General features: G+C 67.0%; 24 protein-coding genes. 9 read left to right on the top strand and 15 right to left on the bottom strand.

Features of this window, described 5'->3' with window-relative positions; all coding sequences use genetic code 11:
- Positions 1–7: 7 nt before the first annotated feature.
- From ftsL to L5G32_RS10950, 5 genes are all read right to left on the bottom strand, one after another.
- Positions 8–895 (bottom strand): cell division protein FtsL, encoded by an 888-nt coding sequence (gene ftsL / locus L5G32_RS10930; protein WP_237011065.1) that lies wholly within the window; start codon positions 893–895, stop codon positions 8–10.
- Between the two features lie 16 nt (positions 896–911).
- Positions 912–1,910: a 16S rRNA (cytosine(1402)-N(4))-methyltransferase RsmH gene (gene rsmH / locus L5G32_RS10935; protein WP_237011066.1), complete on the bottom strand. Its 999-nt coding sequence runs from the start codon at positions 1,908–1,910 to the stop codon at positions 912–914.
- A 228-nt stretch (positions 1,911–2,138) separates the two neighbouring features.
- The gene (gene mraZ / locus L5G32_RS10940; protein ID WP_237011067.1) at positions 2,139–2,576 is read right to left on the bottom strand and encodes a division/cell wall cluster transcriptional repressor MraZ; all 438 of its coding nucleotides are present in this window, start codon (positions 2,574–2,576) and stop codon (positions 2,139–2,141) included.
- A 412-nt stretch (positions 2,577–2,988) separates the two neighbouring features.
- Entirely contained in the window at positions 2,989–3,402 is a 414-nt protein-coding gene (locus L5G32_RS10945; protein ID WP_237011241.1) for an SCO2097 family morphological protein, read from the bottom strand.
- Between the two features lie 54 nt (positions 3,403–3,456).
- Positions 3,457–3,957 carry an SAV_6107 family HEPN domain-containing protein gene (locus L5G32_RS10950; protein ID WP_237011068.1) on the bottom strand — a complete coding sequence of 167 codons (501 nt, stop codon included), beginning with the start codon at positions 3,955–3,957 and terminating at the stop codon, positions 3,457–3,459.
- A 165-nt stretch (positions 3,958–4,122) separates the two neighbouring features.
- On the opposite strand from L5G32_RS10950, the gene L5G32_RS10955 reads away from it, so the two are divergent.
- Together L5G32_RS10955 and L5G32_RS10960 are read left to right on the top strand one after the other, a co-directional pair.
- Complete coding sequence (locus tag L5G32_RS10955) at positions 4,123–4,815, top strand: GNAT family N-acetyltransferase (protein ID WP_237011069.1); 693 nt, start codon at positions 4,123–4,125, stop codon at positions 4,813–4,815.
- Positions 4,816–4,819: 4 nt separating this feature from the next.
- Positions 4,820–5,635, top strand: a complete 816-nt coding sequence (locus L5G32_RS10960; protein WP_237011070.1) for an LppM family (lipo)protein — start codon at positions 4,820–4,822, stop codon at positions 5,633–5,635.
- Positions 5,636–5,687: 52 nt separating this feature from the next.
- Here the strand turns inward: L5G32_RS10960 and L5G32_RS10965 are convergent, their stop codons facing one another.
- Positions 5,688–6,668, bottom strand: coding sequence for a methylenetetrahydrofolate reductase (locus tag L5G32_RS10965; RefSeq protein WP_237011071.1), 981 nt, complete (start codon positions 6,666–6,668; stop codon positions 5,688–5,690).
- Positions 6,669–6,769: 101 nt separating this feature from the next.
- Here L5G32_RS10965 and L5G32_RS10970 point away from each other — a divergent pair, with 101 nt between their 5' ends.
- From L5G32_RS10970 to L5G32_RS10985, 4 genes are read left to right on the top strand one after another with little or no spacing between them, the layout of a single operon-like run.
- The gene (locus L5G32_RS10970; RefSeq protein ID WP_237011072.1) at positions 6,770–7,876 is read left to right on the top strand and encodes a polyprenyl synthetase family protein; all 1,107 of its coding nucleotides are present in this window, start codon (positions 6,770–6,772) and stop codon (positions 7,874–7,876) included.
- Entirely contained in the window at positions 7,876–9,393 is a 1,518-nt protein-coding gene (crtI, locus tag L5G32_RS10975; RefSeq protein WP_237011073.1) for a phytoene desaturase family protein, read from the top strand. Before L5G32_RS10970 ends, crtI begins: the two co-directional genes overlap by 1 nt.
- The gene (mptB, locus tag L5G32_RS10980; protein WP_237011074.1) at positions 9,394–10,881 is read left to right on the top strand and encodes a polyprenol phosphomannose-dependent alpha 1,6 mannosyltransferase MptB; all 1,488 of its coding nucleotides are present in this window, start codon (positions 9,394–9,396) and stop codon (positions 10,879–10,881) included. It abuts the gene before it with no gap.
- A complete protein-coding gene (locus tag L5G32_RS10985) occupies positions 10,874–11,773 on the top strand; it encodes a phytoene/squalene synthase family protein (RefSeq protein ID WP_237011075.1) in 900 nt (299 codons plus the stop codon). The genes mptB and L5G32_RS10985 overlap by 8 nt, the downstream gene beginning before the upstream one ends.
- 18 nt (positions 11,774–11,791) lie before the next feature.
- Here the strand turns inward: L5G32_RS10985 and L5G32_RS10990 are convergent, their stop codons facing one another.
- On the bottom strand, positions 11,792–12,157 hold the full coding sequence (locus tag L5G32_RS10990; RefSeq protein ID WP_237011076.1) for an Rv2175c family DNA-binding protein: 366 nt from the start codon (positions 12,155–12,157) through the stop codon (positions 11,792–11,794).
- Between the two features lie 73 nt (positions 12,158–12,230).
- Here L5G32_RS10990 and L5G32_RS10995 point away from each other — a divergent pair, with 73 nt between their 5' ends.
- Positions 12,231–13,466 carry a protein kinase domain-containing protein gene (locus L5G32_RS10995; RefSeq protein WP_237011077.1) on the top strand — a complete coding sequence of 412 codons (1,236 nt, stop codon included), beginning with the start codon at positions 12,231–12,233 and terminating at the stop codon, positions 13,464–13,466.
- Positions 13,467–13,936: 470 nt separating this feature from the next.
- Here L5G32_RS10995 and L5G32_RS11000 read toward each other — a convergent pair whose 3' ends face one another.
- Together L5G32_RS11000 and L5G32_RS11005 are read right to left on the bottom strand one after the other, a co-directional pair.
- Positions 13,937–15,331: a class II 3-deoxy-7-phosphoheptulonate synthase gene (locus L5G32_RS11000; protein WP_237011078.1), complete on the bottom strand. Its 1,395-nt coding sequence runs from the start codon at positions 15,329–15,331 to the stop codon at positions 13,937–13,939.
- Between the two features lie 10 nt (positions 15,332–15,341).
- On the bottom strand, positions 15,342–15,842 hold the full coding sequence (locus tag L5G32_RS11005) for a polyadenylate-specific 3'-exoribonuclease AS (RefSeq protein ID WP_237011079.1): 501 nt from the start codon (positions 15,840–15,842) through the stop codon (positions 15,342–15,344).
- Between the two features lie 41 nt (positions 15,843–15,883).
- Between L5G32_RS11005 and L5G32_RS11010 the strand changes: the two genes are divergently transcribed.
- Complete coding sequence (locus tag L5G32_RS11010) at positions 15,884–17,209, top strand: glycosyltransferase 87 family protein (RefSeq protein ID WP_237011080.1); 1,326 nt, start codon at positions 15,884–15,886, stop codon at positions 17,207–17,209.
- Between the two features lie 34 nt (positions 17,210–17,243).
- Here the strand turns inward: L5G32_RS11010 and L5G32_RS11015 are convergent, their stop codons facing one another.
- The 6 genes from L5G32_RS11015 to L5G32_RS11040 form a co-directional block, all read right to left on the bottom strand.
- A complete protein-coding gene (locus L5G32_RS11015) occupies positions 17,244–17,969 on the bottom strand; it encodes a lysophospholipid acyltransferase family protein (RefSeq protein ID WP_237011081.1) in 726 nt (241 codons plus the stop codon).
- Positions 17,970–18,021: 52 nt separating this feature from the next.
- Positions 18,022–19,014: an ROK family protein gene (locus tag L5G32_RS11020; protein ID WP_237011082.1), complete on the bottom strand. Its 993-nt coding sequence runs from the start codon at positions 19,012–19,014 to the stop codon at positions 18,022–18,024.
- Positions 19,015–19,016: 2 nt separating this feature from the next.
- The gene (locus L5G32_RS11025; RefSeq protein WP_237011083.1) at positions 19,017–19,364 is read right to left on the bottom strand and encodes a hypothetical protein; all 348 of its coding nucleotides are present in this window, start codon (positions 19,362–19,364) and stop codon (positions 19,017–19,019) included.
- A gap of 150 nt (positions 19,365–19,514) precedes the next feature.
- On the bottom strand, positions 19,515–20,747 hold the full coding sequence (locus tag L5G32_RS11030; RefSeq protein ID WP_237011242.1) for an ArsA family ATPase: 1,233 nt from the start codon (positions 20,745–20,747) through the stop codon (positions 19,515–19,517).
- Between the two features lie 20 nt (positions 20,748–20,767).
- A complete protein-coding gene (locus tag L5G32_RS11035) occupies positions 20,768–21,205 on the bottom strand; it encodes an SRPBCC family protein (RefSeq protein WP_237011084.1) in 438 nt (145 codons plus the stop codon).
- Positions 21,202–21,609 carry a hypothetical protein gene (locus tag L5G32_RS11040; protein WP_237011085.1) on the bottom strand — a complete coding sequence of 136 codons (408 nt, stop codon included), beginning with the start codon at positions 21,607–21,609 and terminating at the stop codon, positions 21,202–21,204. Before L5G32_RS11040 ends, L5G32_RS11035 begins: the two co-directional genes overlap by 4 nt.
- A 132-nt stretch (positions 21,610–21,741) precedes the next feature.
- Between L5G32_RS11040 and L5G32_RS11045 the strand changes: the two genes are divergently transcribed.
- The gene (locus L5G32_RS11045) at positions 21,742–23,538 is read left to right on the top strand and encodes an AMP-dependent synthetase/ligase (protein ID WP_237011086.1); all 1,797 of its coding nucleotides are present in this window, start codon (positions 21,742–21,744) and stop codon (positions 23,536–23,538) included.
- Positions 23,539–23,572 lie beyond the last annotated feature (34 nt).

Raw genomic sequence — 23,572 nt, forward strand, 5'->3', positions numbered from 1 at the left:
CCCTGCGTCAGCGCGCAGGTTCCGCATTACGCTCCGGCGTGGCGTCGACGGGAGGAGTGACGTTCGTCTGCTGTCGACTCACCTGACGGCTCGGGTCGGCGTTCGGTCGGACGTTGGGCGCCGGACGGTCCGACGGGGCCGTCGTGTTCGGTGCTGCGGTGTTCGGTGCTGCGGTGTTCGGTGCTGCAGTGTTCGGGGCTGTCGTGTTCGGGGCAGGCGTCGTCGCGTTCGGGGCCGCGGTGTTCGGGGCGCCAGTAGTCGGTGCAGCGGAGTCCCCCGTCCCCTGCAGGCCTACCGAATCGTCGACACCCTTCGGGTCGATCTTGTCGACGGGGTCCGGAGCCGGGTTCAGATCGGGCAGGCGACCGCCCTCCGAGACAGTGGGCGCGCCCACCCGGTGCGCCTTGCCGTCGGCGCCGATGACGATCTGTACAGCGCCCTGGCTGGGCACCATGCCGAGGTCCCCGGCCTTCGCAGCGAGGGCCGGCGCCGAGTCGGCGAGGTCGTGCTGTCGCTTGAGATCGTCCCGCTTGTCCTGAAGGGTCTGGTTCTGCTCGCGCATGGCGTCGAGCGCGTACGAGTCCTGCGCCGATTTGGTGGTCAAGTAGAGAGTGAGCCCGAGCGCGCCCGCGATGAGCAGCAGCACCGGGAAGACCAGCGGGACACCGCCCACTCGCTTGCGGGCGACAGCTGAGACCGCCGCGTCGGGCGACATGCGACGCTGCCTCCGGTCGAGTGCACGCTGTGCGGCCTTCGACCGGGTCGAGCGGTCGACTGCCCCGGCACGGCCGCGGCGTGTGGCGCCTGCGTGAGCACGCGCACCCGACGGACGGGCACTGTTCCCCGTCTTGCGGCTCTCGACCCCCTTCGTACGGTCGTCGACAATCATGCTCATCGCGCTCCCCCTTCGTTCACTGCTGTCCCCCGACGTCTGCTGCTATGCGTTCGATGGCCCTGATCCGTACCGGAGCCGACCGCGGATTCTCTTCTCGCTCAGCCTCATCGGCCTGCTCTGCACCACGTGTGACGAGTCCGAAACGGGCGGCCGTACCCGGTAGATCCACCGGAAGTCCAGCGGGAGTGGTGTTTCGGACGACTTTCGCGAAGTCGCGTTTGACGATCCGATCTTCGAGCGACTGATAGCTCATCACCGCGAGGCGACCGCCGACGGCCAACAACTGCAGCGACGCTGGGATCACTCCGCGCAGCGACTCGAGTTCATGGTTGACCTCGATCCGGAGCGCCTGAAACGTTCGCTTGGCTGGATGCCCGCCGGTTCGACGCGTCGCGGCCGGAATCGTCGTGTACAGCAACTTGACGAGCCTCGCCGACGTGGTGAACGGTTCGACGGCCCGCTCACGCAGCACTGCCGACGCGATCTTTCCGGCGAACCGCTCCTCGCCGTATTCGCTGAGGACGCGGGCGAGCGCGCCGTGATCGTACGTGTTGAGGACGTCGGCCGCGGTCAGCTCGTCGTCGGCGTTCATCCGCATGTCCAGCGGCGCGTCGACGGAGTAGGCGAATCCGCGGTCGGCGCGATCGAGTTGCATCGAGGACACACCGAGATCGAGGAGGATTCCATCGACGGCTGCCAGACCGGCAGCTGCAGCGACGTCACCGATCTCGTCGTAACGAGCATGGTGATAGACGACATGGTCGCCGAACGTAGCGAGCCTCTCACGGGCGATGTCGAGGGCCGAGGTGTCTCGGTCAATGGCGTGGACCGTGAGCCCGGGAAGCCTGCTCAGGAAGTACTCGGTGTGGCCTCCGGCTCCGAGTGTCCCGTCGACGAGGACGCTGCCGGACCCGTCGTCGGCGATTCGGGTGAGGGCGGGTTCCAGGAGCCCGAACATCCGCTCGGCCATCACTGGCACGTGGCCGTGTTCGCCGTGCTGACGGTCGTTCACCATTCCCCTCCTCCAGATCGCCGTAGGTGTGCTGCGCCGGCAGAACTGCGCCGGTCTGCGGATACGACTCTGCGGTGAGGCGGGGTCCCCGCCCGAGCGCACCTGGCGTTGGGGAAGTACGTCAGGGTCGATCGGGCCGAGGCCTCATCTCACCGCAGGTGTCGTAAGTTCCTGTTCAGTTGATCGATGTCGTCCAGAACAGCTCTGGCCGCATTGTCATGACCGGGGTCATCAGAGGATCGAGTCCAGCGCTTGCGAGCCCGCGTTCGAGAACGCTTCCTCGTGCTGCGCCTGGTACTCGCGCCACTTCTGCGCGTCCCAGATCTCGAGGTGGTCGTACGAGCCGATCACCACACACTCCTTGGTGAGCGATGCGTATCCGCGATGCTCACTCGAGAGGCTCACCCGCCCCTGACCGTCGAGTCGCTGTTCGTCGGCGCCTGCGAAGAAGTACCGGAGGAACGCTCGCGCTTCGGGATCGTTGCGCGACGCCGCCACGGCCTTGTCTGCGATGGAGTCGAACTCTTCGGCTCGATACACCGACAGGCTGTGATCTTGGCTTCTCGTGACCATGACCCCTCCTGACAGTGCGTCCCGAAACTTCGCGGGCAACGTCAGTCGCCCTTTGTCATCCAGTTTGGGTGTGTATGTGCCGACGAAACGAGCCATGTCGGCACCTCCTCACCCGATGCTGAGTTCAGTGGTTCCGGTGTCCCCCTCGCCCAGTGATACCCACACTACCCCACTTTCCACCACTTTCCACCCATCATGCCCCACTTCCCCACCACCGACGGATAAAACAGCAGGTCAGAGGCAATCACATCCAGGTGATTCTCAGATTTCCGCGCCGTGTCCGCGCGTGTCACGTACCTACTGGCGGGACGAAAAGACACTGCAGTGCCTGGTGGGGCACCCATAGAGAGGATTGTGGGTGAAAGTGGGGGCACCGGGTGGGGGAAGGTGGGGACGCGGGGGCGCCGAGGGCACGCAGAGCAGACAAAGATCGGGGCCGCACCCCTTCGTGATGAAGGTGTGCGACCCCGATCTCGGGTCGAACTATTCGGTCGTATGACTCAGGTCGTCAGCTGTCGTCCTGCTCGAAGCGCCGTTGGAATCGCGATTCCATCCGTTCGCTGAACGACGGCCGTCCGCCTCTGTCCTGTTTCGTGTCGCCGCGCGGACCCGACTGCGAGCCGCTCGCGTCGTGCGTGCCCGCACGGTTCGGTGCAAGCAGCCCGAATGCTGCGGCACCGAACATGACGAGGAATCCGGCGAAGCTCAGGATCTTGAGTCCGCCGACTTCGAAGTCGACCATGAGGCCGCCGACCAACATCGCGAGTCCGATGAGGAACCCGAGTGATGCAATCAGACGACGTCGCGCCGTCGGACGACCTACGCGCCGCTTGGTGACGCTCGAGGCAAACTTCGGATCCTCGGCGTACAGCGCGCTTTCAATTTCATCGAGCATCCGCTGCTCGTGCTCGGAAAGCGGCACCATCCCTCCCTCGCTGGTCGTCCGGGCGTCATCTTGTCGTCGCCCAGTTACTTCTCATGATACGAGCAGATCGGCCATCCGACCACCTTCGCGGGTCGATGTCCGTCGGCGATGCCCGATCTTCCCCTGTTCATACGCCAACAGCGTGGCATCTGCCACATCGAGAAACTCCATGGCACGCCGTTCGACACGGTCGCAGAGGGTGGAATCGACGGTGCGGACAAGCCCTGCCTCGACTTTCGCGCGCATCGCGGACAGCCCGCCGAAATACTCGGCGAGATCGTGGGCTTCCGGCGCGACCGCACGAATGCGACTCCAGGCGTCCCGTGCATCACGGCGCCTGCGAACCGGACCGGCAGGCTCGTGCACGACGAGGACCGCGCCCGCAGCCCTGATCGCCGCCAGATAGAACAGACGAAACCGCTCGGCGCCGTCGTCGTCGACTGCGGATGCGTCGTCGAACAGCACCTCCGCGCGCTCGAGGAGCTCCCGGCTGCGGATCACGACGCGCTCGTCGACGATCTGCTTCGACTGCGACCGCAGGGGCTGTGTCATCTCGCCTCACTCACTTCTTCGGCTCGGCCCGTCCTCCTGGGCCCGTTGAAGTCGAGACTCCCACGGAGGTCTGACAATTCCGCGCGCTAATGTCGTCGGCGAAGGATTCTCGACCACCCGCGGTGCGAGATCGCGGACAGCCGGAGGGAAAGGGGGTTGCACGCCATGACATCACCGTCCCCGTTCCGGATCGTGGCGCTCGACCCCGCCGACGCCGATCGCTGGCTCGATCCCGCCGTGCACGTCTACGTGACGGCGATGGACTATCCGCGGAGCACCGAACACCATCGGTCGCCCCTGTGGCGCGACCACATCGCACGCCCCGGCTGGTTCGCCGTCGGCGCGGTCACTCGCGTCTCCGCAGTGGACGCACTCCGCCCCGCGGTGACTCGTCTGCGCGTCGACGGCCTCACCGGATCCGATCGCGAGGTCCTGGTCGGAGTCGCGTACGGGTACCGCGGAGCCCGCGACCAGTGGTGGAATCAGCAGTTGCGGTCCGGGCTGCGACGCACGGGCAGCACCGCCGAGCAGATCGCCGCGTTCACCGCCGACTACTTCGAACTCACCGAACTCCACGTCCATCCGATGGCACAGGGCCGAGGGATCGGCGAGCGACTGCTGACCGCGCTGCTCGCCGACCGACCGGAGTCGAAGGTACTGCTCTCGACTCCCGAGGTGCCGTACGAGGAGAACCGCGCGTGGTCGCTGTACCGGCGCCTCGGGTTCGGGGACGTCCTACGGCGCTTCACCTTCATCGGCGACCCTCGGCCGTTCGCATTCCTGGGCAGGCCGCTCCCATTGACCGACCGGGTCGACCCGTGTCGCAACGGAGATCGACGCAGTCCTCTGGCACGATGACACCGTGAAGTCACTGTGTCGCGTACCGATCCTCGCTGTCGTCGCACTGCTTGCGCTGGTCCCGTTGTTGTCCGGGTGCCTGACCAAGTCGACGACTGTCGGTGATCAGTTCTCGGGTCGCGTCATCGTCGCCACCAGCCCCGACTCCGGTCCGACCACGCCTGCCTTCGACATCCCCGCTTCGCTGAGCGGACAGGTGTGGGCCTCAGACTTCCCCACGAAGGACACGGCTCCGGCGCCGACGGCCACGACCGCACCCGACACCGGTGACACGCCTGCACCGACCGCCGAAGGCAAGACCGGAGCCCAGTTGTCGTTCGACCACCTGTCGACCGGTCAGTTCGGCCAGCTCGGGTCCATCGTCGCCGCTGCACTCCCCGATCAGACGGCCACGGTCGACATGAAGGTGACGCGAAGCGGTGACTTCGTGCGTCTGCGCGGGTCGACGGCACTCGCCGAGCTCGACCAACAGACCTCCTACGTCTCGATCACCGTGGACTTCGCCGGCCCAGTGGTCGCGACCAACGGCCAGCAGACCGGCGACTCCACAGTCACCTGGATACCGGCCCCGGGCCAGACCACTGAGTTCAACGCGGACGCCGAGTACGCCGACCCCGCGACCGCAGCCGTCCCGAGCTGGTCGTGGTTCATGCTGCTGCTGTGCGCCGCGGTGATGGCATTCATCGCGGTCGCCGCGTACAAGAACCGCGACAACAGCCCGCGACCAGGCCGAGTCCTCAAGTCCAAGCCGCTGCCCAAGCCGTTGCAGAAAGTGGCCGACAAAGTGTCCAAGGACGATACCGACCCCGAGGACCCCTGATGTCCCCAATAGGCGAGATACTCCAGTAGGCCTGATCTCCCGGTAGGCACGATCAGACCGGCGCGAGCGCTCCCCGAGTGTCGATGCCGATCCGCTCGAGGACCTCGCTGGTGGCCTTCGCGAAGTTGAGACTGCAGAAGTGCAGGCACGGCGCGCCTTCGGAGATCAACCGTTCCGAGGTCTCCGTGCACAGGTCGATGCCGACGGCGCGGACCGCTTCGCGGTTCTCTTCCGGCCCGTCGCCCGCAGCACGTGCGAGTCGTTCCTCGACATCGGCGGGAATTCTGCTGCCCGACAACTCCGTCATCCGACGCGCGCCCGCGAGCGACGTGATCGGCATGAGCCCGGGGATGATCGGCTTGGCGCCCTGCTCCGGGTCGGCGGCCACCACCCGATCACGCAGCCGCAGGTAGTCCTCGACGTCGAAGAAGACCTGGGTGACGGAATACTCCGCACCCGCACGCAGTTTGCGGATCAAGTTCTCGGTGTCGGCGGCCAGGTCGGGAGCGCTGTGGTGTCCTTCGGGGAACGACGCGACACCCGTGTGGAAATCGCCGAGACCGTCGATCAGATCGACGAGTTCGGATGCGTACTCGACGCCGTCGGGGTGCGCAGTCCATGCACCGAGCGGATCACCGGGTGGGTCCCCGCGCAGCGCGAGGAGGTTGACGATCCCCTTGTCGGCGTACGCACCGACGAGGGCACGCAGTTCGTCGACGCTGTGATTGACAGCGGTCAGATGGGCGATCGTCAGCAGAGTCGTCTCGGTCGCCAACTCGCCCGCGATGCGGACGGTGCGATCCCGTGTCGATCCGCCCGCGCCATAGGTCATCGACGCGAAGGCCGGATTCATTCGCTCGAAGATGCGGACTGCGCGCCAGAGACGGGCCTCTGCTTCGGCGTCACGCGGCGGAAAGAACTCGACGGAGAACGGCACCGGGCCGCTGCCTCGGGCCGCGATCGCTTCGACGACCGACTGGCCGCCCGCGCGCGCAGCCGCGGACACAGTTGCTTCACTCACGCTCCTGATCATACGGACGAGTCGAATTCGCCCCAGACCCGTCAGACGAGCTACTCCTCTCGCACCGCAGCCGTGAGGCCGGTCACCCGACGTCGCCCCGGTAGGCTGACCGCGTGTTGAATCTGACCGATGTGCCTGCCGCTGTCGACGCGGTGCTGGAGGAGTTCTTCCAGGCCACAGCACCGATTCTGGACTCGATCTATCCGACGGTCGGCGACGGTGGAACCGCTCTACGCGAGTTCGTGATGACTGGCGGCAAGCGCATTCGTCCGATGTTCGTCTATGCCGGACGTCGCTGCGCCGGAGATAAAATCACGATGAGTGAAACTCCGATGACACCTGACGAGACGCTACGAGTGTGCGCGGCCATCGAGCTCATTCAAGCCTGTGCGCTCGTCCACGACGACATCCTCGACCGATCCGACACTCGGCGGGGCAACCCGACCGTGCACCGTCGTTTCGAGGCCCTGCACCGCGCTCGACGCTGGAATCACGACGCCGCCCACTACGGCGACTCGGCCGCCATCCTGATCGGCGACCTCGCACTGGCCTGGGCCGATGACCTGTTCCACGGTGTCCTGCCCGTCGGCGTCGCCGACCAGAGCGCCCCGTCTCGTCCCGTCCCGTTCGCGGCATCTGCCGTCTGGTCGCAGATGCGGACCGAGGTGTTGGCCGGCCAGTTCCTGGACATCACGAACGAGGCGTCGGGCGACGAGTCGACGACGGCGGCCGAACGCGTCATGACCTACAAGACCGCGGCGTACACGGTGGCCCGGCCCCTCGAGCTCGGCGCGACGCTGGGCGGCGCCGACACGAGCATGCGCCGGGAACTGCACGGGATCGGCATCGATCTGGGCATCGCGTTCCAGCTCCGCGACGATCTGCTCGGCGTGTTCGGCGACCCGGAGGAGACCGGAAAGCCGTCCGGCGACGACCTGGTCGCGGGCAAGCGCACCGCCCTGCTCGCCGTCGCACTTCAGCGGGCGGACGAGGCTGCCCGCGACCTCTTGCGGTCGAGCATCGGGCGCGCCTTGGACGACGCCGAAGTCGCGACGGCCCGCAGGGTTCTCGTCGATTCCGGAGCCGTCGCCGAGATCGAGCGACAGATCGCCGAGCGCCGCGACGCCGGCCTGACACGGATCGAGGACCTGGACTGCGACGAGGCGGCTCGCGCCGACCTGCGCACGCTCGCGCATCGCATCACCGTCCGGAGTCGGTGATGGCGACTCGGGCGCCGCGCGTCGCCGTGATCGGCGCCGGTCTGTCAGGTCTGGCCGCGGCCGCGCATCTCCGTGCGAACGGAGCCGAGGTGACCGTCTTCGAAGCCGAGGACTCCCCCGGCGGACTCGTCCGCACCGAGACCGTCGGCGGGCACCGGTTCGACACTGGCGCGACTGTCCTCACCATGCCGTCGCTGATCGTCGACGCACTGGGCGCGCTCGGTGTCGACGCCGACGAGGCGAACCGCCGTCTGGCGTTGCGGCCCGTCGACCCCGGGTACGTCCTGAACTATGCCGACGGCACGAGCCTGGCTGTTCCCCATGACGCTGCGGCGATTCCCGCCGCAGTCGCATCGGTCTTCGGCGAGCAGGCGGGCGACGGCGTCGCCGATCTGCTGCACTGGCTGCGCCGCGTGTACGACGCCGAGTTCGACACGTTCATCGACCGCAACTTCGACGGCCTCGCCGATCTGACCGATGCGCGCACTCGACGGTCGGCCGCCGAACTGGTCCGTCTACGAACGCTCGGTGGGCTCACCGGTGCGATCGCGCGCTTCATCGCGGACGAGCGGCTGCAGCGGGCCTTCACGTTCCAAGCGCTGTACGCGGGCGTCCCGCCGCGTCGAGCGCGGGCGATCTACGCGATCATCCCCGACATGGACATCGGGCGAGGGGTCTTCGCTCCGGACGGCGGGATGGAACGCGTGGGACGCGTACTCGCCGATGCACTCACCGACAGCGGCGCGGACATCGAGTACCAGACGCCGATCACGTCGATCCGTCGCGACCCGCACGGACGGGTGAGCGGGGTCGCGGTCGGCGACAGTGTCGTCGACGTCGACGCCGTGGTCGCGACTCTCGAACGAGACGGCGTCGCCCAACTCACCGGCGAACGGCCACGACGCCGACTGCGGTACTCGCCGAGCGCCGTCGTCGTACACGGTCTACTGCCCGCCGGGACCACGAACACGTGGCGTGCCGGGCATCACACCCTCGACTTCGGGACGGCGTGGACTCAGACGTTCACCGAGATCACAGGCAAGCGCGGGCGACTGATGTCCGACGGCTCGTTCCTGATCACGCGCAGCGCCGTCGGGGATCCGTCGACGTTCGTCGCCGACGGATTCGAGTCCGTGTCCGTGCTGGCCCCGGCACCCAATCTCGACTCCGCCGATCTCGACTGGGATCGAATCGCCGAACCGTACGTCGAGGAAGTCGTCGGAACGCTCGCGTCGCGCGGATACCCGGGAATCGACGGGATGCGCGTCATGCGAATCGACCACCCGAAGACGTGGTCGCAGGCCGGACTGCCTGCGGGCACCCCGTTCTCGGCGGCACACACCGCGTCCCAGACCGGTCCGCTGCGCACCGCCAACGTGTGGCCGACCAGTCCGAACCTCGTGCTCGCCGGAAGCGCGACCGTGCCGGGCGTCGGCATCCCTCCGGTTCTCGTGTCGGGCGGCTTGGCTGCCGCTCGGGTCACCGAACTGCTGCGCGGCGGCGACGGTGGACGGTAGATGTCGACTGTGACTGATCTCCTACGCCGCTACCCCGACGCCGTCCTCGGATTCGTCGGGTCGGTGGCCGTCACCGTCGGCACGTACGGGCTCGCCGACGTGCCCCGCAACGATGCGACGCTGGAGCACCTCGGGCTGGTCCCGATGTCGTACGGTCACGGCAAGACGTTGTCGGGGATCGTCTTCTGGCTCGGAATCACGGCCATGGTGCTCGCGTGGGTTCGGATTGGCCGCGACCGCGAGGCGATGAGCCTGCGCGCGACGTCGACCACCGTCCTGGCGTGGGCTGCTCCCCTGGTGTTCGCCATACCGGTGTTCAGTCGCGACGTGTACGCGTACCTCGGACAGGCTGCAGTCCTGGCCGCGGGCTTCGACCCGTACAACGACGGCCCGGCGCATGTGCCCGGTCCGATCGTCGACTCGATGGCGCAGATCTGGGCTCCGACGACGTCGCCGTACAACCCGGCGTTCATGTTGCTGGCACGTGGGGTCGTCGCGGTGACCGGCGAGAATGTGTTCGCCGGGGTGATGGCCTTCCGGCTGGTGCTGCTCCCCGGGCTGCTGTTGGCCCTGTGGGCCGTGCCGCGGATCGCCGAGCATTTCGGTGCGAGCCGACGTTCAGGTGTCTGGTTCGCACTGCTCAATCCGCTGCTGCTGATTCACCTTGTCGGCGGCCCGCACGGCGAGATGCTGCTGATGGGCGTCATTGCTGCGGGCATCGTCCTGGTGTTGAACGGGCGGCACGCGAGCGGTCTGGCGGTGCTCGGGCTCGCCGTGTCGTTGAAGGTCACCGCGGGTGTGATGGTGCCGTTCGTGGTGTGGATCTGGCTCGACCATCTACGCCGGGAACGCGAGGTGACCGTGCGCGACCGGGTCGGAGTGTTCGCGGCCACTGCTGCCATCCCTGCGGCCGTGTTCGGTGCGTTCACCGTCGTTCTCGGTCTCGGGTTCGGCTGGCTGAACGGGTTGGCGTTCGCGAATCGGATCATCAATCCGTTCACGATCCCGACCGCGGCCGCGCACCTGATCGCGTGGGTGGCGTCGCCGTTCCACGCGTGGAATCTCCACGAAGTCCTCGGAGTGACCCGAACCGTCGGTTCCGTGGTGATGGCTCTCGCGCTCGTCTACTGCTGGTGGCGCGGGCGCCGCGACGAGCGCTCGGCAATGGCGTTCATGTGTTGGGCGGTGTTCGCAGTCCTGCTGCTGGAGCCGTCGACACTGCCCTGGTATTACACGTGGGTCACGGTGATCGTCGTCGCGTTCACGCTTCCGCTGTGGGCGCGCCAGGTGGTCGTGGCAGCCAGCGTCGTCCTGCTGATCCTGTTCCAGCCCGACGATTCGATCCTGTTCTACAAACCGCTCGAGTCGCTCCTCGCACTCGCCTTGGGCGTCCTGGCTGCGGTATCGCTTCGTCATCGAGATCCGCTGCGGCTGAATCGGTTCGGCGCTGTGCTTCGCCCAAGCAGCGCGTCTGGCACCGATGGCTGACTCGGAGCGCGGTTTCGCGGTCGCCCGCGCCGTCACTGCTGATGCGGGCCGTACGTATTATCTCGCTTCTCGCCTTCTGCCGGTACGACGTCGCCGCGCCGTGCACGCGCTGTACGCGTTCGCGCGCATCGTCGACGATGTCGTCGACGGTCCGGGGCCACCGGAATCGCCCGCCCTCCGCGTCGACGTCCTCGACGCAGGCCTGACGGCGGCGTTGTCGGATCGGCCGGCACCGCCGGATCTGGGACCACGCGAAGCCGATGTCCTCGCCGCGCTCGCAGTCGCGGTGCGCGACAACGGAATCGATGTCGGCACCTTTGAGGCGTTTCTGCGCTCGATGCGGATGGACGTCCCGGGCACAGACGTGTTCCGGTCTCGATACCGAACCTTCGCCGAACTCGCCGAGTACACGTATGGCTCTGCGGCGGTCATCGGCCTTCAGCTGATACCCGTCCTCGGGGCCGACCCGTCGCTCGCCGACGGTGCGGCACTGCTCGGCGAGGCGTTCCAACTGACGAACTTCCTCCGCGACGTCGCCGAGGACTTACGACGCGACCGGATCTACCTGCCGTTGGCCGAACTCGCCGCGTTCGGCGTCGACGCGCAGTCGCTGCATGCCGACCTGGCGCGGCGTTCGACGAGCCGCGAGATGCGTCGTGCCGTCGCCCATCTGATCGCGGTGAACCGCGATCAGTATCGCCGCGCGGCGCCGGCGATCGCACAGTTGCCGCGCACCAGCCGACCTGCGATCGCGGCGGCAGCGCAGTCGTACGGCGACATCCTGCGCGTGATCGAGGACATGTCCTACGACGTCATGCGCACTCGAGCCGTGGTGCCGACCAGGACACGGATCGGCCATGCCGCCGCAGCGACGTTGACGGCTGCGCGGTGACTGCGTTCCACGCAGTGGTCAGAATGCCTGGGCTTGCGCGCGCCTGATCACTTCACGCGCGGAATGCGTGTGCAGTGCGTCCGCGGGACGCAGCGCGAGGTCGTCCTGTTCTTCGAACAGCCATTCAAGCGCCTCGTCGCGCGTGTAACCGCCGTCGAGCAGGATCGTGACGAGCCCTTCGAAGTGTTTCGCGAGGCCGTCCGGGCCGAAGAACGCGACCGGGATCACTGGTTGTCCACCACGTGAGGCGGCCAGCAGGTTGTGGTCGCGGATCAGCGTGCGGATCCGGCCGGTGGAGACTCGCAGCCTGACGGCTGCCTCCTCAAGGCTGAGCGCCTCGGCGTCGTCGGGAAGGATGTCGATGGAAAGCGGAAGGGAACCCACGGACGATGACACTACCCGCCCGTGACCTCAGGGTCACACGGCTAGCGGTGCCGTACGGGTAGATTCGATCACCGTGAGCACCCCCGCCGACCCCCTGATCGGCCGCGTCCTGGAACGCCGCTATCAGATCGACGCGCCGATCGCGCGCGGCGGTATGTCTGCGGTCTATGTCGGTACGGACCTGCGCTTGCACCGTCGTGTCGCCGTCAAGGTGATGGACGCACGGTACGTCGGCGATCCACAGTTCCTGCGCCGCTTCGAGTTCGAGGCTCGCGCGGTCGCCGGACTGAGCCACCCGGGGCTGGTCGCGGTCTACGACCAGAGCATCGACGGTGAGATCGCGTTCCTGGTCATGGAGTTGGTGCGCGGCGGCAGTATCCGCGAACTCCTGCGCGAACGTGGGCCGATGCCGCCCCACGCCGTGGTCTCGGTCGCCGTTCCGATGCTCGGCGGTCTCGGCACCGCGCACCGCGCAGGTCTGGTGCACCGCGATGTGAAACCCGAGAACGTCCTGATCTCCGATTCCGGCGACATCAAGGTCGCCGACTTCGGTTTGGTGCGCGCTGTGGCGGAGGCCGGGGTGACTTCGGCGAGCGTCATCCTCGGCACCGCGGCGTACCTCTCCCCCGAACAGGTGTCGTCGACGGAGATCGATGCGCGCAGCGACGTGTATTCGGCGGGCGTCCTGTTGTTCGAGCTCCTCACCGGTCGTCAGCCGTTCAGCGGCTCAACCCAGCTCGCGCTCGCCTACCAGCGCCTGTCGTACGACGTCCCGGCGCCCGGTGACATCATCGACGGCATTCCACCGCAGATCGACGACATCGTGCTGCGCGCGACCGAACGCCACCCAGACGATCGTTTCATCGACGGTTTCGCCATGCAGCACGCCGTGCTCGACGCCGTCGACGAACTCCGACTTCCCGCCTTCACCGTGCCTGCGCCCCACCAGGCGTCGGCCCGTGTCACGTCGGCGATCGCCCGTCCGGTGAGTCCGCCGCAGGCGTCGCCGCCCGACATTCCCGAGACGAGGCAGGACGCCGAGCGGGACGGCCCGGACTTCGACTACACAGACTTCGATGACGCAGACTTCGACGACGCGGGGTACGACGCAGCCGAGTACGAGGACGAGTACGACGACCCGCGACTCGGGCATCGCGGAGTCGCTCGACACGCTGACGATCCGGACGACGACGGCGACTCGATGCCCGCCACTCGCCGCCTGACCGCCCTCGTCTGGTTCGTGCTGATCATCTTGGCCGGCGCTGGCGTCGCCGCCGCCGGTTGGGCCGTCGGCTCAACCCTCGCCTGAGGGCGCACCGCGCCCGCTGGTCGAGTCCCCACACGCCGGTCGAGCGAAGTCGAGACCTCGTACAGCGCAACCGATCTCGACTCCGCTCGATCAACGGGAGCTCCGCTCGATCAACAGGAGGACCGCTCGATCAACGGGAGGACCGCTCGCACAACAGCAGCACCGCACACACAACGACACGCACCCACACGCCGGTCGAGCGAAGTCGAGACCCCGCACAGCACAACCGATCTCGACTCCGCTCGATCAGCAGGAGGACCGCTCGATCAACAGCAGAGCCGCTCGATCAACAGAAAAGCCGCCCGCTCAACACGAGCACCGCACACACAACGACACGCACCCACACGCCGGTCGAGCGAAGTCGAGACCCCGCACAGCACAACCGATCTCGACTCCGCTCGATCAACAGCAGGACCGCCCGCTCAACAGGAGATCCGCTCGATCAACAGAGAAGCCGATCGGTCGGCGGGTCAGCCGCGGAGCATTTCGGCGACGAGGAAGGCCAACTCCAGCGACTGCTGCGTGTTCAAACGCGGGTCGCAGGCCGTCTCGTAACGGCCTTCCAAGTCGAGGTCCGAGATGTCCTGGGCTCCACCGAGGCATTCGGTGACGTCTTCGCCCGTCAACTCGATGTGGACGCCGCCCGGGTGGGTGCCCAGGGCGCGATGGACCTCGAAGAAGCCCTGCACCTCGTCGACGACCCGGTCGAAGTGGCGGGTTTTGAAACCGGTCGATGCGGTGTGCGTGTTGCCGTGCATCGGATCGCACTGCCAGATCACCTTGTGGCCGGTCTCTTCTACGGCTTGAACGATCGCAGGGAGTACTTCGCGAACGTTCCCGTTGCCCATTCGTGAGACGAGGGTCAGACGGCCCGGCCGGTTGTCGGGGTCGAGGAGCTCCACGTATTCGACGGCCTGCTCGGGCGTCGTCGTCGGGCCGATCTTCATCCCGATCGGGTTGTTGATCAGTTTCGCCAAAGCGACATGTGCGCCGTCGATCTGACGGGTGCGCTCCCCGATCCACAGGAAGTGCGCCGACAGGTCGTACAGCACTTTCTCGTCACCGCCCCGCGGATCGTCGGCCAGGCGCAGCATCGCGCGCTCGTAGTCGAGGACCAGCGCTTCGTGCGACGCGAAGATCGACGCCGACTCGAGGCTCGAATCGGTGACGCCGCATGCGTCCATGAACTTGAGGCCACGATCGATCTCCGCCGCGAGCGCCTCGTAACGAGCCCCGGCGGGCGAGGTCCGGACGAACTCACGGTTCCAGTCGTGCACGCGGGCCAGTCGCGCTTCAGCACCGGTCAGAGCGCGCACGAGGTTCATCGCCGCCGATGCGTTCGCATAGGCTCGCACCAGTCGGGACGGGTCGTGAACACGCGACGCCTCGTCGGCCGCCAGTGAGTTCACCATGTCGCCGCGGTACGACAGGAGACCGAGCGCGTCGGTGTCGGACGAGCGGGGCTTGGCGTACTGTCCGGCGATCCGCGCAACCTTCACGACCGGCATGCTCGCACCGTAGGTGAGGACGACGGCCATCTGCAGAAGGGTCCGGATGTTGCCCTTGATATGCGGTTCGGTGTTCGCCGCGAAGGTCTCGGCGCAGTCGCCGCCCTGAAGCAGGAAGGCACGGCCGTGCGCCACTTCGGCGAGTTGGTCGGCGAGCTTCTCGACCTCGGTCGGCATGCAGATCGGCGGGACGCTCTCGAGAACGGTCCGCATCTTCCGCGCTTCTGCGGCAGGCCAGTTCGGCTGCTGCAGCGCGGGACGCGCCAGCACGTCCTCGAACCGTTCGGCGAGCGAGCCGGGCAACGGCGGCAGTTCGGGAAGTTCGTCGAGGGGCACGTCTACGGTCCAGTTCACCACGTCGTTCAGCCTATCCTGCGTCGGCGGCGTCCGAGCGCGCCGCCTCGATCGAACGCCACTTGCTCAAATTGTGCCGCGCATCGGCGAGCGCGTCGTGCGCGTCCTTCGGTGCGGGCGGGAGCTTCGGCGAACCCGCGGCCTCCCAATGCTGACGCAACTCCCGGGTGAACCGCGGCATGTTCCGCGGCAGGTCGGTCATCGGCCCCCACAGCTGACACAGGACGACGTGGTCGTACGCGGCGACCCACGCCCACAACTCGATGCGCCCCTCGCCCGCACTGAGGAACTCGTGCAGGTCCTCGCGGATCGCGTGCCGCGACCGCCACGCTTTGTCGGCGGGTGAGGGCAGCTTGTCGAGGACGTTGGCACGTACCCAACTGCCTGCCCGGCCGGGATCGAACTCGGTGGAGCACGCATAGAACTCTCGGCCGTCCTCGGCGGCCACGCCGATCGACACCAGTTCGATGGTCGTCCCGTCTTCGATGAACTCTGTGTCGTAGAAGTAGCGCACGGGGTGAAGGTTAGCGCGAGCGGTCAGTCCATACTCTTCCTATGCCTTCTTCGACCCGAGTCGCCGAAGCCGTGCTGCGTCGATGGCGGCCCGGGCCCGTCGTGACCGTTCTGTGCGCCCTCGCCTTCGTCGCGTCGTCCACCTTGCAGATCGCCGGTGTCCCGTTCACCTCCAGTTGGGGGACGAGGACCCGCTTCGACATGGACGTGTACCGCCTCGGCGGTCAGCTCTGGCATCAGGGACTGAGCCTCTACGCCGACGGGTCGATGCCGTTCACGCAAGACGGCATCTGGCTGCCGTTCACGTACCCGCCGTTCGCAGCTTTGCTCTTCACGCCGCTCGGCGAGCTGTCGTTGTCCGTGACGAGCACGGGCGTGTCTGTCTTGACCGTCGTATTGCTCGTCTACGTGACCAAGTTGACCTTGGACGTCCTCGGCGTCGCCGACCGTGCCAACCGCTGGCAGATCGCACTGCTGGCTTCGGCCGTCACGGTCTGGTTCAACCCGTTCTGGATGACTCTCGGGTTCGGTCAGATCAACATGGTCTTGATCACCCTGACGATGATCGACGTCTTCGTCATCGGACGTCGCAGCCGCGTCGCGTCGAAGGTGCAGGGCGTGTTGGTCGGCGTCGCTTCGGCCATCAAGTTGACGCCGCTGGTGTTCCTCGGAGTATTCCTCGCCGCAGGTCGTGTCCGGGCGGCCGTCGTCGGCGTAGTGACGTTCGCGGCCGCAGCGTTCATCGGCTGGTTGTGGATCCCGGACGACTCGGTGACTTACTGGACCGACACCGTGTTCCACACCGGCCGCATCGGCGAACCCGAAGGCCGGATCAATCAGAATCTGAACGCACTGTGGCTCCGTTTGTTCGACGACGGCGGTTCGACCGCATCGATCTTGTGGGTGGCGACGAGCCTGCTGGTGACCGTTCCCGCCCTCTACGCCGTGTTCGCCGCTCGTCCGCGCGACGCCTTCGCGCCGGGTCCGATCGGCGGCCGCGTCGACGCGATGGTCGTCACGTGCAGCGTGGCGGTGTGGGGGTTGCTCGTCTCCCCGACGACGTGGGCGCATCACTGGGTGTGGTGTGTCCCAGCGATCGCGACGTGCCTGGTGTTCGTCTCGCGGACTTCCGACCGGCGCGTCCGAACCGTGTACGGGTCGTTGGCCGGGGTCGGCACGGTGATCTTCGCCATCGGCCCGTTCCAACTGCTGCCCCCGATTCAGGCCGGATGGGCATGGTGGGAGCACATCGTCGGAAACACGTACCTGTTGTGGGGTATCGCACTGCTGTTCGCGTTCTGGTGGATGCCGTACCGCACGAGCGTCGACGATGCGCGCGTGCCCGAGGCACGCCTCGACGAGGCGTGAAACCACCGTTCCAAAGAGTAAGGCAGCCGATGAGTCAGGCGGCGGGTTCGTCCCCGCCCATGACGTCTTCGGCCTTCGTGTAGGTGCCGTCGTCGTTCTTCAACTTTGCCGCATAGATGTCGACGTACTGCTGCCCGGTCATCTTCATCAGCGTGTACATGATCTCGTCAGTGACCGCTCGCTCGATGAAGCGGTTGCCCGCCATCCCCGCATAACGCGAGAAGTCCAGTGGCTCACCGACTTTCACAGTGATTCGGGTGGGACGCGGCAAGACTGTTCCGGGCGGGTTGATGCGGTCGGTACCCACCATCGCAACCGGGATGACCGGGTTTCCGGTCTCCAGCGCCATCCGGGCCAGGCCGGTCTTGCCCTTGTAGAGGCGACCGTCGGGCGACCTGGTGCCCTCCGGGTACAGGCACAGTAGACCACCGTCGTCGAGAACCCTCTTGCCTGCCGCGAGTGCACCCTCCGCGGCACTGCCACCGGACCGATCGACGGGGATCTGGCCCAATGCGGAGAAGAACCACTTCTTGAGGAGACCTTTGATCCCCGGCGAGGTGAAGTACTCCGCCTTGGCGAGGAAGTAGATGCGACGACGCGCCATCAGCGGCAGATAGAAGCTGTCGACGACAGCCAGGTGGTTGGACGCCATCAGTGCCGACCCGTCGGCCGGGATGTTGTCGTGTCCTTCGATACGCGGACGCCCCATGAGCCGCAGCGCAGGCCCCATGAGGACGTACTTGATGAGGTAATAGAACATCGTGCCCCGATTCTCTTCTACGCGAAGCCCCGCGGCTCGCCGGACGCGCAGGTCAGTTTACTTCGCCGCTCTCACGTGTCGCAGCCAGTCCTTGTCGCGCCACTTCGGCGGCTCCGATGACGCCTGCGGTCTCCCCGAGCTGGGTGCCGCGGATCCGGGCGAGCTGTCGATGTCCTGCACCGGTGACCGCCGCGGTGTAGTGCTCGCGCGCGTCGTCGAGGAACAGTCCGGACGCCGCCCCGACGCCACCCGCCAGGACGATGAGATCTGGATCGAAGACGTCCGCGATCATGCCGAGCCCGAGGCCTAACCAGCGTCCGAGATCCGCGTAGGCTGCGACACCGACCGGGTCTCCGTCCGCTGCCGCGGCCGCCACCCGGCGTCCAGTGAGCGACCCTGGATCCGCGTCCGACTCCGCCGCCAGCGCGCTGCGCGGAAAGCGCTGCGACGCAATGAGTTCGACCGCAGTGTCGACGAGTGCGGTACCACTGCAGTAACGCTCCCAGCAGCCTCGTTTGCCGCACCCGCACGGACGTCCTTCGGGCACGACGGTCAGGTGGCCGAGCTCGGGAGCGACTCCGAAGCTCCCCCGGTAGATCTCGCCGTTGAGGATCAGTCCCGCACCGATGCCTGTGCCGATGGCCAGGACCAGAGTGTTGTGACCGCGCGCGGCCGCACCGAAATGCAGTTCGGCGACGGCGGCGGCATTCGCGTCGTGTTCGGCGAAAACCGGCATCCCGATTCGGGTCGACATGTCGGCCGCGACCGGGGCCTCCTGCCATGCCAAGTGCGGCGAGAAGCGCACCAGACTGCGATCCGGGGTCAAGAACCCGGCGATCGCCAACCCGACCGCGCCGATCGCCCACCGGTCACGGAGTTCCCCGACCAGGCGGTCCAGACAGTGTTCGAGAGCTTCGGTCGTCGCCGGAGTAGCGGTCCGCAGCGTGTCGAGGATCCGCCCGGTGGGGTCGACGACGCACGCACGGACGCTCGTGCCGCCGATGTCGATGCCGACTGTCAGGTCCGATCCGGTCCGCTGGTCCATCCCTACCGCCCCGCGCTTGAGATCCGAACCGGGATCGACTCGAAGCCGGTCGGTGTCGCCGCCGGGCCAGACGGAGCCGACCGCAGCATCTCGGCCACGGCTTCGAGGACCGTGATGAAGGCGGTCAGGATCCTGGAGAGGAGGTCGCCGAACTCGGTCATCAGTGTTCCGAGTTCGCCGAACAACTCGGGAACCGGCCCGGAACCGAAGGCAGACGCCGCCTCGCCCTGTCCGCCGCCGATCAATGCGGCGAGCTGGTCGATGGTCGTCGCGAACCCGAGCAGCAGGTCTTGCACCGGGTCGCCGGTCGCGGCGTCTCCGGTACGCGCATCGCGCTCGTGGTCGGACATCTCGATGCGGCTCCTGTCACCTGGTCGGTCGGCGGACGAGTGAAGTGTGCTGGCGGGGAATGACGGTCGTTACCGGGTGTCACCGACAGCTTATGACGACGGCGAGCGGACCCGACCAGATCCTACTGGCCAGATCCTTCTGGGGAGATCTTAGTTCCCGGCCTCCCGCTGCGACGACGCCGCTCCCCCGGATCCACCCTGCCGGGCGGGCCAGATCGCGGCGTCGGGCTCGAACCGCACGCACAGTTCGCCATCGGACCAGTCGGCGCCGACCACCCGGCAGCGCCGAAGGACCGACGGCAGTCGTACGGGGTGCCGGAAGCCTGCGACGGTGACGAGCAGGTCGTCACCCGACCGGCCGAGGTGTAGTCGTTCGGGTTCGGGAAGACCCTGTCGCCACCTCAGTTCGAACACAGCGGTCACGCCCTGCCCCGATGATTTCGCGACGGTCAAGGCGCCGCTTCCATACGGTCGGCCACTCGGCGCGGCCATCGGCACAGCGATCTTACGGATCCGCGACAGCCGGTCGAGGACACCACCGGACTCGATCTCGCGCACCGTGACCCCGGAGCCGTCGCCGAGGGTCGCGCGGACGGTGTCCGCGGTCGCCGCGGTCGGCCGGTCGGACTCGCCCGCACTTATCAGGACCGAGCGCAGCGGCAGTGCGGTCAGGTCCGCCACAGCCAGGTGATCGGCGGCGACGCGGCGGCCACGCTCGGATGCGTCGAGAACGAGATGGGCGGCGACCGAGTGCGGGTCACAGAACAGGTCGGCGAGGTCCTGGCAGTCGCGGTCGATCCCTTCGACAGCCGCCGAGAGCTGAGCGAGGACCGGTTTCTCGCCCGCTTGCGCGAGTCTGGTGGCGCGCGGCCACATCCGCTCGATCGCGGCCGAGAGGACGGTCGGCGCACGCAGCAGTGCGAACGGATCCCCCACCCCCGACAGATCGACGACCACCCGCCGCCACCGTCCGGACGTTGCAGCGTCCCGGACCTGTCGCAGCATCAGGAACTCGGCGACGCCGGGAAGGTCGGTGAGCTCGCCCGGCGCGATCGAAGCGAGCGTCCCAACCACCGGCAACGCGGTGCGCCCGGCAGTGAGCGCAGTGAGCGCCGCCGCGAACTGCGTCCACGCGTGTTCGATGACGTCGAGGTGCTCCACGTGCAGGAGGTCGACGTCCGCCGTCACCGGCACCGGTTCTCCCGGCACGCGGTACACACCCAACAGTGCGGGTACCGGCGAACGCGCGTCGAGCGTGACTAAGAGGGTGTCGCGCTGCTCCCCGATCGGCAACGTACCGGGTCGATCCGGCGAGTGAGAACCCGAGAGCGCGGCTGCGGCAGCGAGCATCGAGACGCCCGAGCCACCAGGCCCGAGCACCAGATGGATGTCAGCGAGATCGATCAGCCTTCGACCCTCTTCTTGAGATCGCTGAGCGCCGATTCGATGATCGCCTTCTCGGCGCGGCGTTTGAGTTGGCTGATCATCGGGATCTGAAGGTCGACGGTCAACGAGTAGGTGACCTTCGTCGACCCGTGTACCTGCTGAGTCAACTCGTAGCTGCCCTGCTGGTCTCGCTGAAGCTCACTGGACACGAGGCTCCACGACACCGACGTGTCATCGTCGGACCACTCGTATCGCAGTTCGTAGGTGTCGGCGAGGACACCCGCATCGAGGATGAACCGAACGTGGGTGCCCCGACCGCGAGAGTCGCGTTCGAGAACGGTCACCTCGCGTGCCGCGCCGACCCACTGCGGATAGTTCTCGAAGTCGGCGATCACCGACATGATCGGGTCGACGTCCGCGCCGACGACGGTCGACTGCTCGGTGTGGTCGCTCATGCGATCGCCTTCCCCGCTGCCGGCTCTCCGGCGGCACGACCAGCTTCGAGGATCTGTTTGACCTCGAACGCCATCGCCTTCCCCGCAACCCGGCGGACCCGATTGAGTTCGGCTGTCGCGTCCATCCACGCGCGCGGCTCAGTGGGCAGCGCAGCGGTGGGCTCGGCGTGCAGGAAGTAATGGAGGATGAATCCGTCCAGTCGCTTCTCGCACCAGATCTCCATTGTTCCAGTCACCGGGCCCCCGACGCGCCAGCGCACGCCCTCGTCTCCACGGTCCTGGGTGACTTCCAACGTCAGGTCCGGCCACCACCGCCGCCACCGCGCCCGGTCGCCGACCACGTCGCCCGCCAGCGATACAGAAGCAGCGACGAACGCGTCGTCGGCCACCTGGATGCTCGTCACCGAAACAGCATCACATACCAGCGACGAAAGGCGAAAGCCGACTCCGGCGCGTGACACCCGCATCGGGCGATTAGAATCTGCTATCAGACCAACGCTTCTTGTCACATAGATCGGCTCCGGAAGGTGTATTCAATGGCTGAGTGCCGTGTCCCCGCAGAATTCGTCACCCCGAAGGAGCGGAATTCGGCCGATGTCCTCTACGACATCGCGGCAGCGACGCCCGGCAAGACCGTTTTCCGTGTGCAGGAGGGCGACCAGTGGGTCGCCCTGTCCGCGGGCGACGCAGTGGGCCGGATCCGTTCGCTCGCGAAGGGATTCATCGCCTCCGGTATCGAGCCGGGCCAGCGCGTCGCCATCCTGTCGTCGACGAGGCTCGAGTGGACTCTCATCGACTTCGCCATCTGGTCGGCCGGTGCGGTTCCCGTCCCCATCTACGACTCGTCGTCGGGGCCGCAGATCGACTGGATCATGCGTGACTCGGAGGCCGTCGCGATCGTCGTCGAGACGCCTGCGCACCGCACGACCGTCGACGGCGTGGAGTCCGTCACCGACGCCGTTCAGGTGTTCCAGATCGACGACCCGAACGGCGACGGCATCGTCGCCCAGTTCGCCGAACGCGGCGCGTCGATCACCGACGAGCAGCTCGACGAACGTCGTCGCCACCTGACGGCGGCGGATCCGGCGACCCTCATCTACACATCGGGCACCACGGGCCGCCCGAAGGGCTGCATGCTCACCCACGCCAACATGCTCGGCGAGATCAGCGGTGTCCTCGAGTCGTCGATGAGCACTCTCCTCAGCCCGGAGCGCCGTCTGCTCCTGTTCTTGCCGATGGCGCACGTGCTGGCGCGCGCCATCAACCTGGTGGCACTCGAAGCGGGCGTCGAGGTCGGCTACACCAACAACACGAAGGATCTGCTGCCGATCTTCGCGCAGTTCCAGCCGTCGCTGATCCTGTCTGTGCCGCGCGTGTTCGAGAAGGTCTTCAACTCGGCGCGCCAGAACGCTCACGACTCGGGCAAGGGCAAGATCTTCGACCTTGCAGCCGATACCGCCGTCGAGTACTCCAAGGCCGGGTCGAACGCAGGCCTCGTCCTGCGCGGCAAGCACGCCCTGTTCGACAAGCTGGTCTACGCGAAGCTTCGCGCAGCGCTCGGCGGCATGTGCGAACTCGCGATCTCCGGCGGAGCACCGCTCGGCCCGCATCTCGGCCACTTCTTCAGCGGCGTCGGCATCCCCGTCTACGAGGGTTACGGCCTCACCGAGACGACCGCCGCGATCTGCGTGAACACCCCGAACGAGGTGCGCGTGGGCACAGTCGGCCGTCCGCTGCCCGGCAACGCGGTACGAATCGCCGAGGACGGCGAGGTCATGCTGTCCGGCGAAGTCGTCTTCGCCGGGTACTGGCACAACGACGAGGCGACGGAAGCCGCTCTCACCGACGGCTGGTTCCACACCGGAGACCTCGGCACCCTCGACGCGGACGGCTACCTGTCCATCACCGGCCGCAAGAAGGAGATCATCGTCACCGCGGGCGGCAAGAACGTCTCGCCCGCGCCGATCGAGGACATCATCCGCACCAACGCGCTGGTGTCGCAGGCGATGATCGTCGGCGACCAGAAGCCGTTCATCGCGTCGCTCATCACCATCGACCCCGAGGCGTTCGAGACCTGGAAGTCGCGCAACGGCAAAGATGCGGGCGCATCGGTCGACGATTTGGCTGACGACACCGACCTCGTCGCCGAAGTCCAGTCCTCCGTCGACAAGGCCAATCAGTCGGTCTCGCACGCCGAGGCGATCAAGAAGTTCCGGATCCTGCCGAGCGACTTCACCGAGGAGACCGGCGAACTCACGCCGACCCTGAAGGTCAAGCGCAACGTCGTCGCCGAGAAGTTCGCCGAGCACATCGAAGCGCTGTACAAGAAGTAGCGCTCGCCGCCCACCGCCCTCCGCCCTCCGCCGA

The sequence above is a fragment of the Gordonia zhenghanii genome (assembly GCF_021738965.1).
Taxonomy (GTDB): Bacteria; Actinomycetota; Actinomycetes; order Mycobacteriales; family Mycobacteriaceae; genus Gordonia; species Gordonia zhenghanii.

Excerpts from the sequence above, each read along its gene's own strand:
- crtI (WP_237011073.1), top strand. The coding sequence starts at position 7,876 with ATGGCGACTCGGGCGCCGCGCGTCGCCGTGATCGGCGCCGGTCTGTCA.
- L5G32_RS11010 (WP_237011080.1), top strand. The coding sequence starts at position 15,884 with ATGCCTTCTTCGACCCGAGTCGCCGAAGCCGTGCTGCGTCGATGGCGG.
- L5G32_RS11020 (WP_237011082.1), bottom strand. The coding sequence starts at position 19,014 with ATGGACCAGCGGACCGGATCGGACCTGACAGTCGGCATCGACATCGGC.
- L5G32_RS10950 (WP_237011068.1), bottom strand. The coding sequence starts at position 3,957 with ATGACACAGCCCCTGCGGTCGCAGTCGAAGCAGATCGTCGACGAGCGC.
- ftsL (WP_237011065.1), bottom strand. The coding sequence starts at position 895 with ATGAGCATGATTGTCGACGACCGTACGAAGGGGGTCGAGAGCCGCAAG.
- L5G32_RS10955 (WP_237011069.1), top strand. The coding sequence starts at position 4,123 with ATGACATCACCGTCCCCGTTCCGGATCGTGGCGCTCGACCCCGCCGAC.
- mraZ (WP_237011067.1), bottom strand. The coding sequence starts at position 2,576 with ATGGCTCGTTTCGTCGGCACATACACACCCAAACTGGATGACAAAGGG.
- L5G32_RS10965 (WP_237011071.1), bottom strand. The coding sequence starts at position 6,668 with ATGATCAGGAGCGTGAGTGAAGCAACTGTGTCCGCGGCTGCGCGCGCG.
- mptB (WP_237011074.1), top strand. The coding sequence starts at position 9,394 with ATGTCGACTGTGACTGATCTCCTACGCCGCTACCCCGACGCCGTCCTC.
- L5G32_RS10985 (WP_237011075.1), top strand. The coding sequence starts at position 10,874 with ATGGCTGACTCGGAGCGCGGTTTCGCGGTCGCCCGCGCCGTCACTGCT.
- L5G32_RS11015 (WP_237011081.1), bottom strand. The coding sequence starts at position 17,969 with ATGTTCTATTACCTCATCAAGTACGTCCTCATGGGGCCTGCGCTGCGG.
- L5G32_RS11045 (WP_237011086.1), top strand. The coding sequence starts at position 21,742 with ATGGCTGAGTGCCGTGTCCCCGCAGAATTCGTCACCCCGAAGGAGCGG.
- L5G32_RS11025 (WP_237011083.1), bottom strand. The coding sequence starts at position 19,364 with ATGTCCGACCACGAGCGCGATGCGCGTACCGGAGACGCCGCGACCGGC.
- rsmH (WP_237011066.1), bottom strand. The coding sequence starts at position 1,910 with ATGGTGAACGACCGTCAGCACGGCGAACACGGCCACGTGCCAGTGATG.
- L5G32_RS11035 (WP_237011084.1), bottom strand. The coding sequence starts at position 21,205 with ATGAGCGACCACACCGAGCAGTCGACCGTCGTCGGCGCGGACGTCGAC.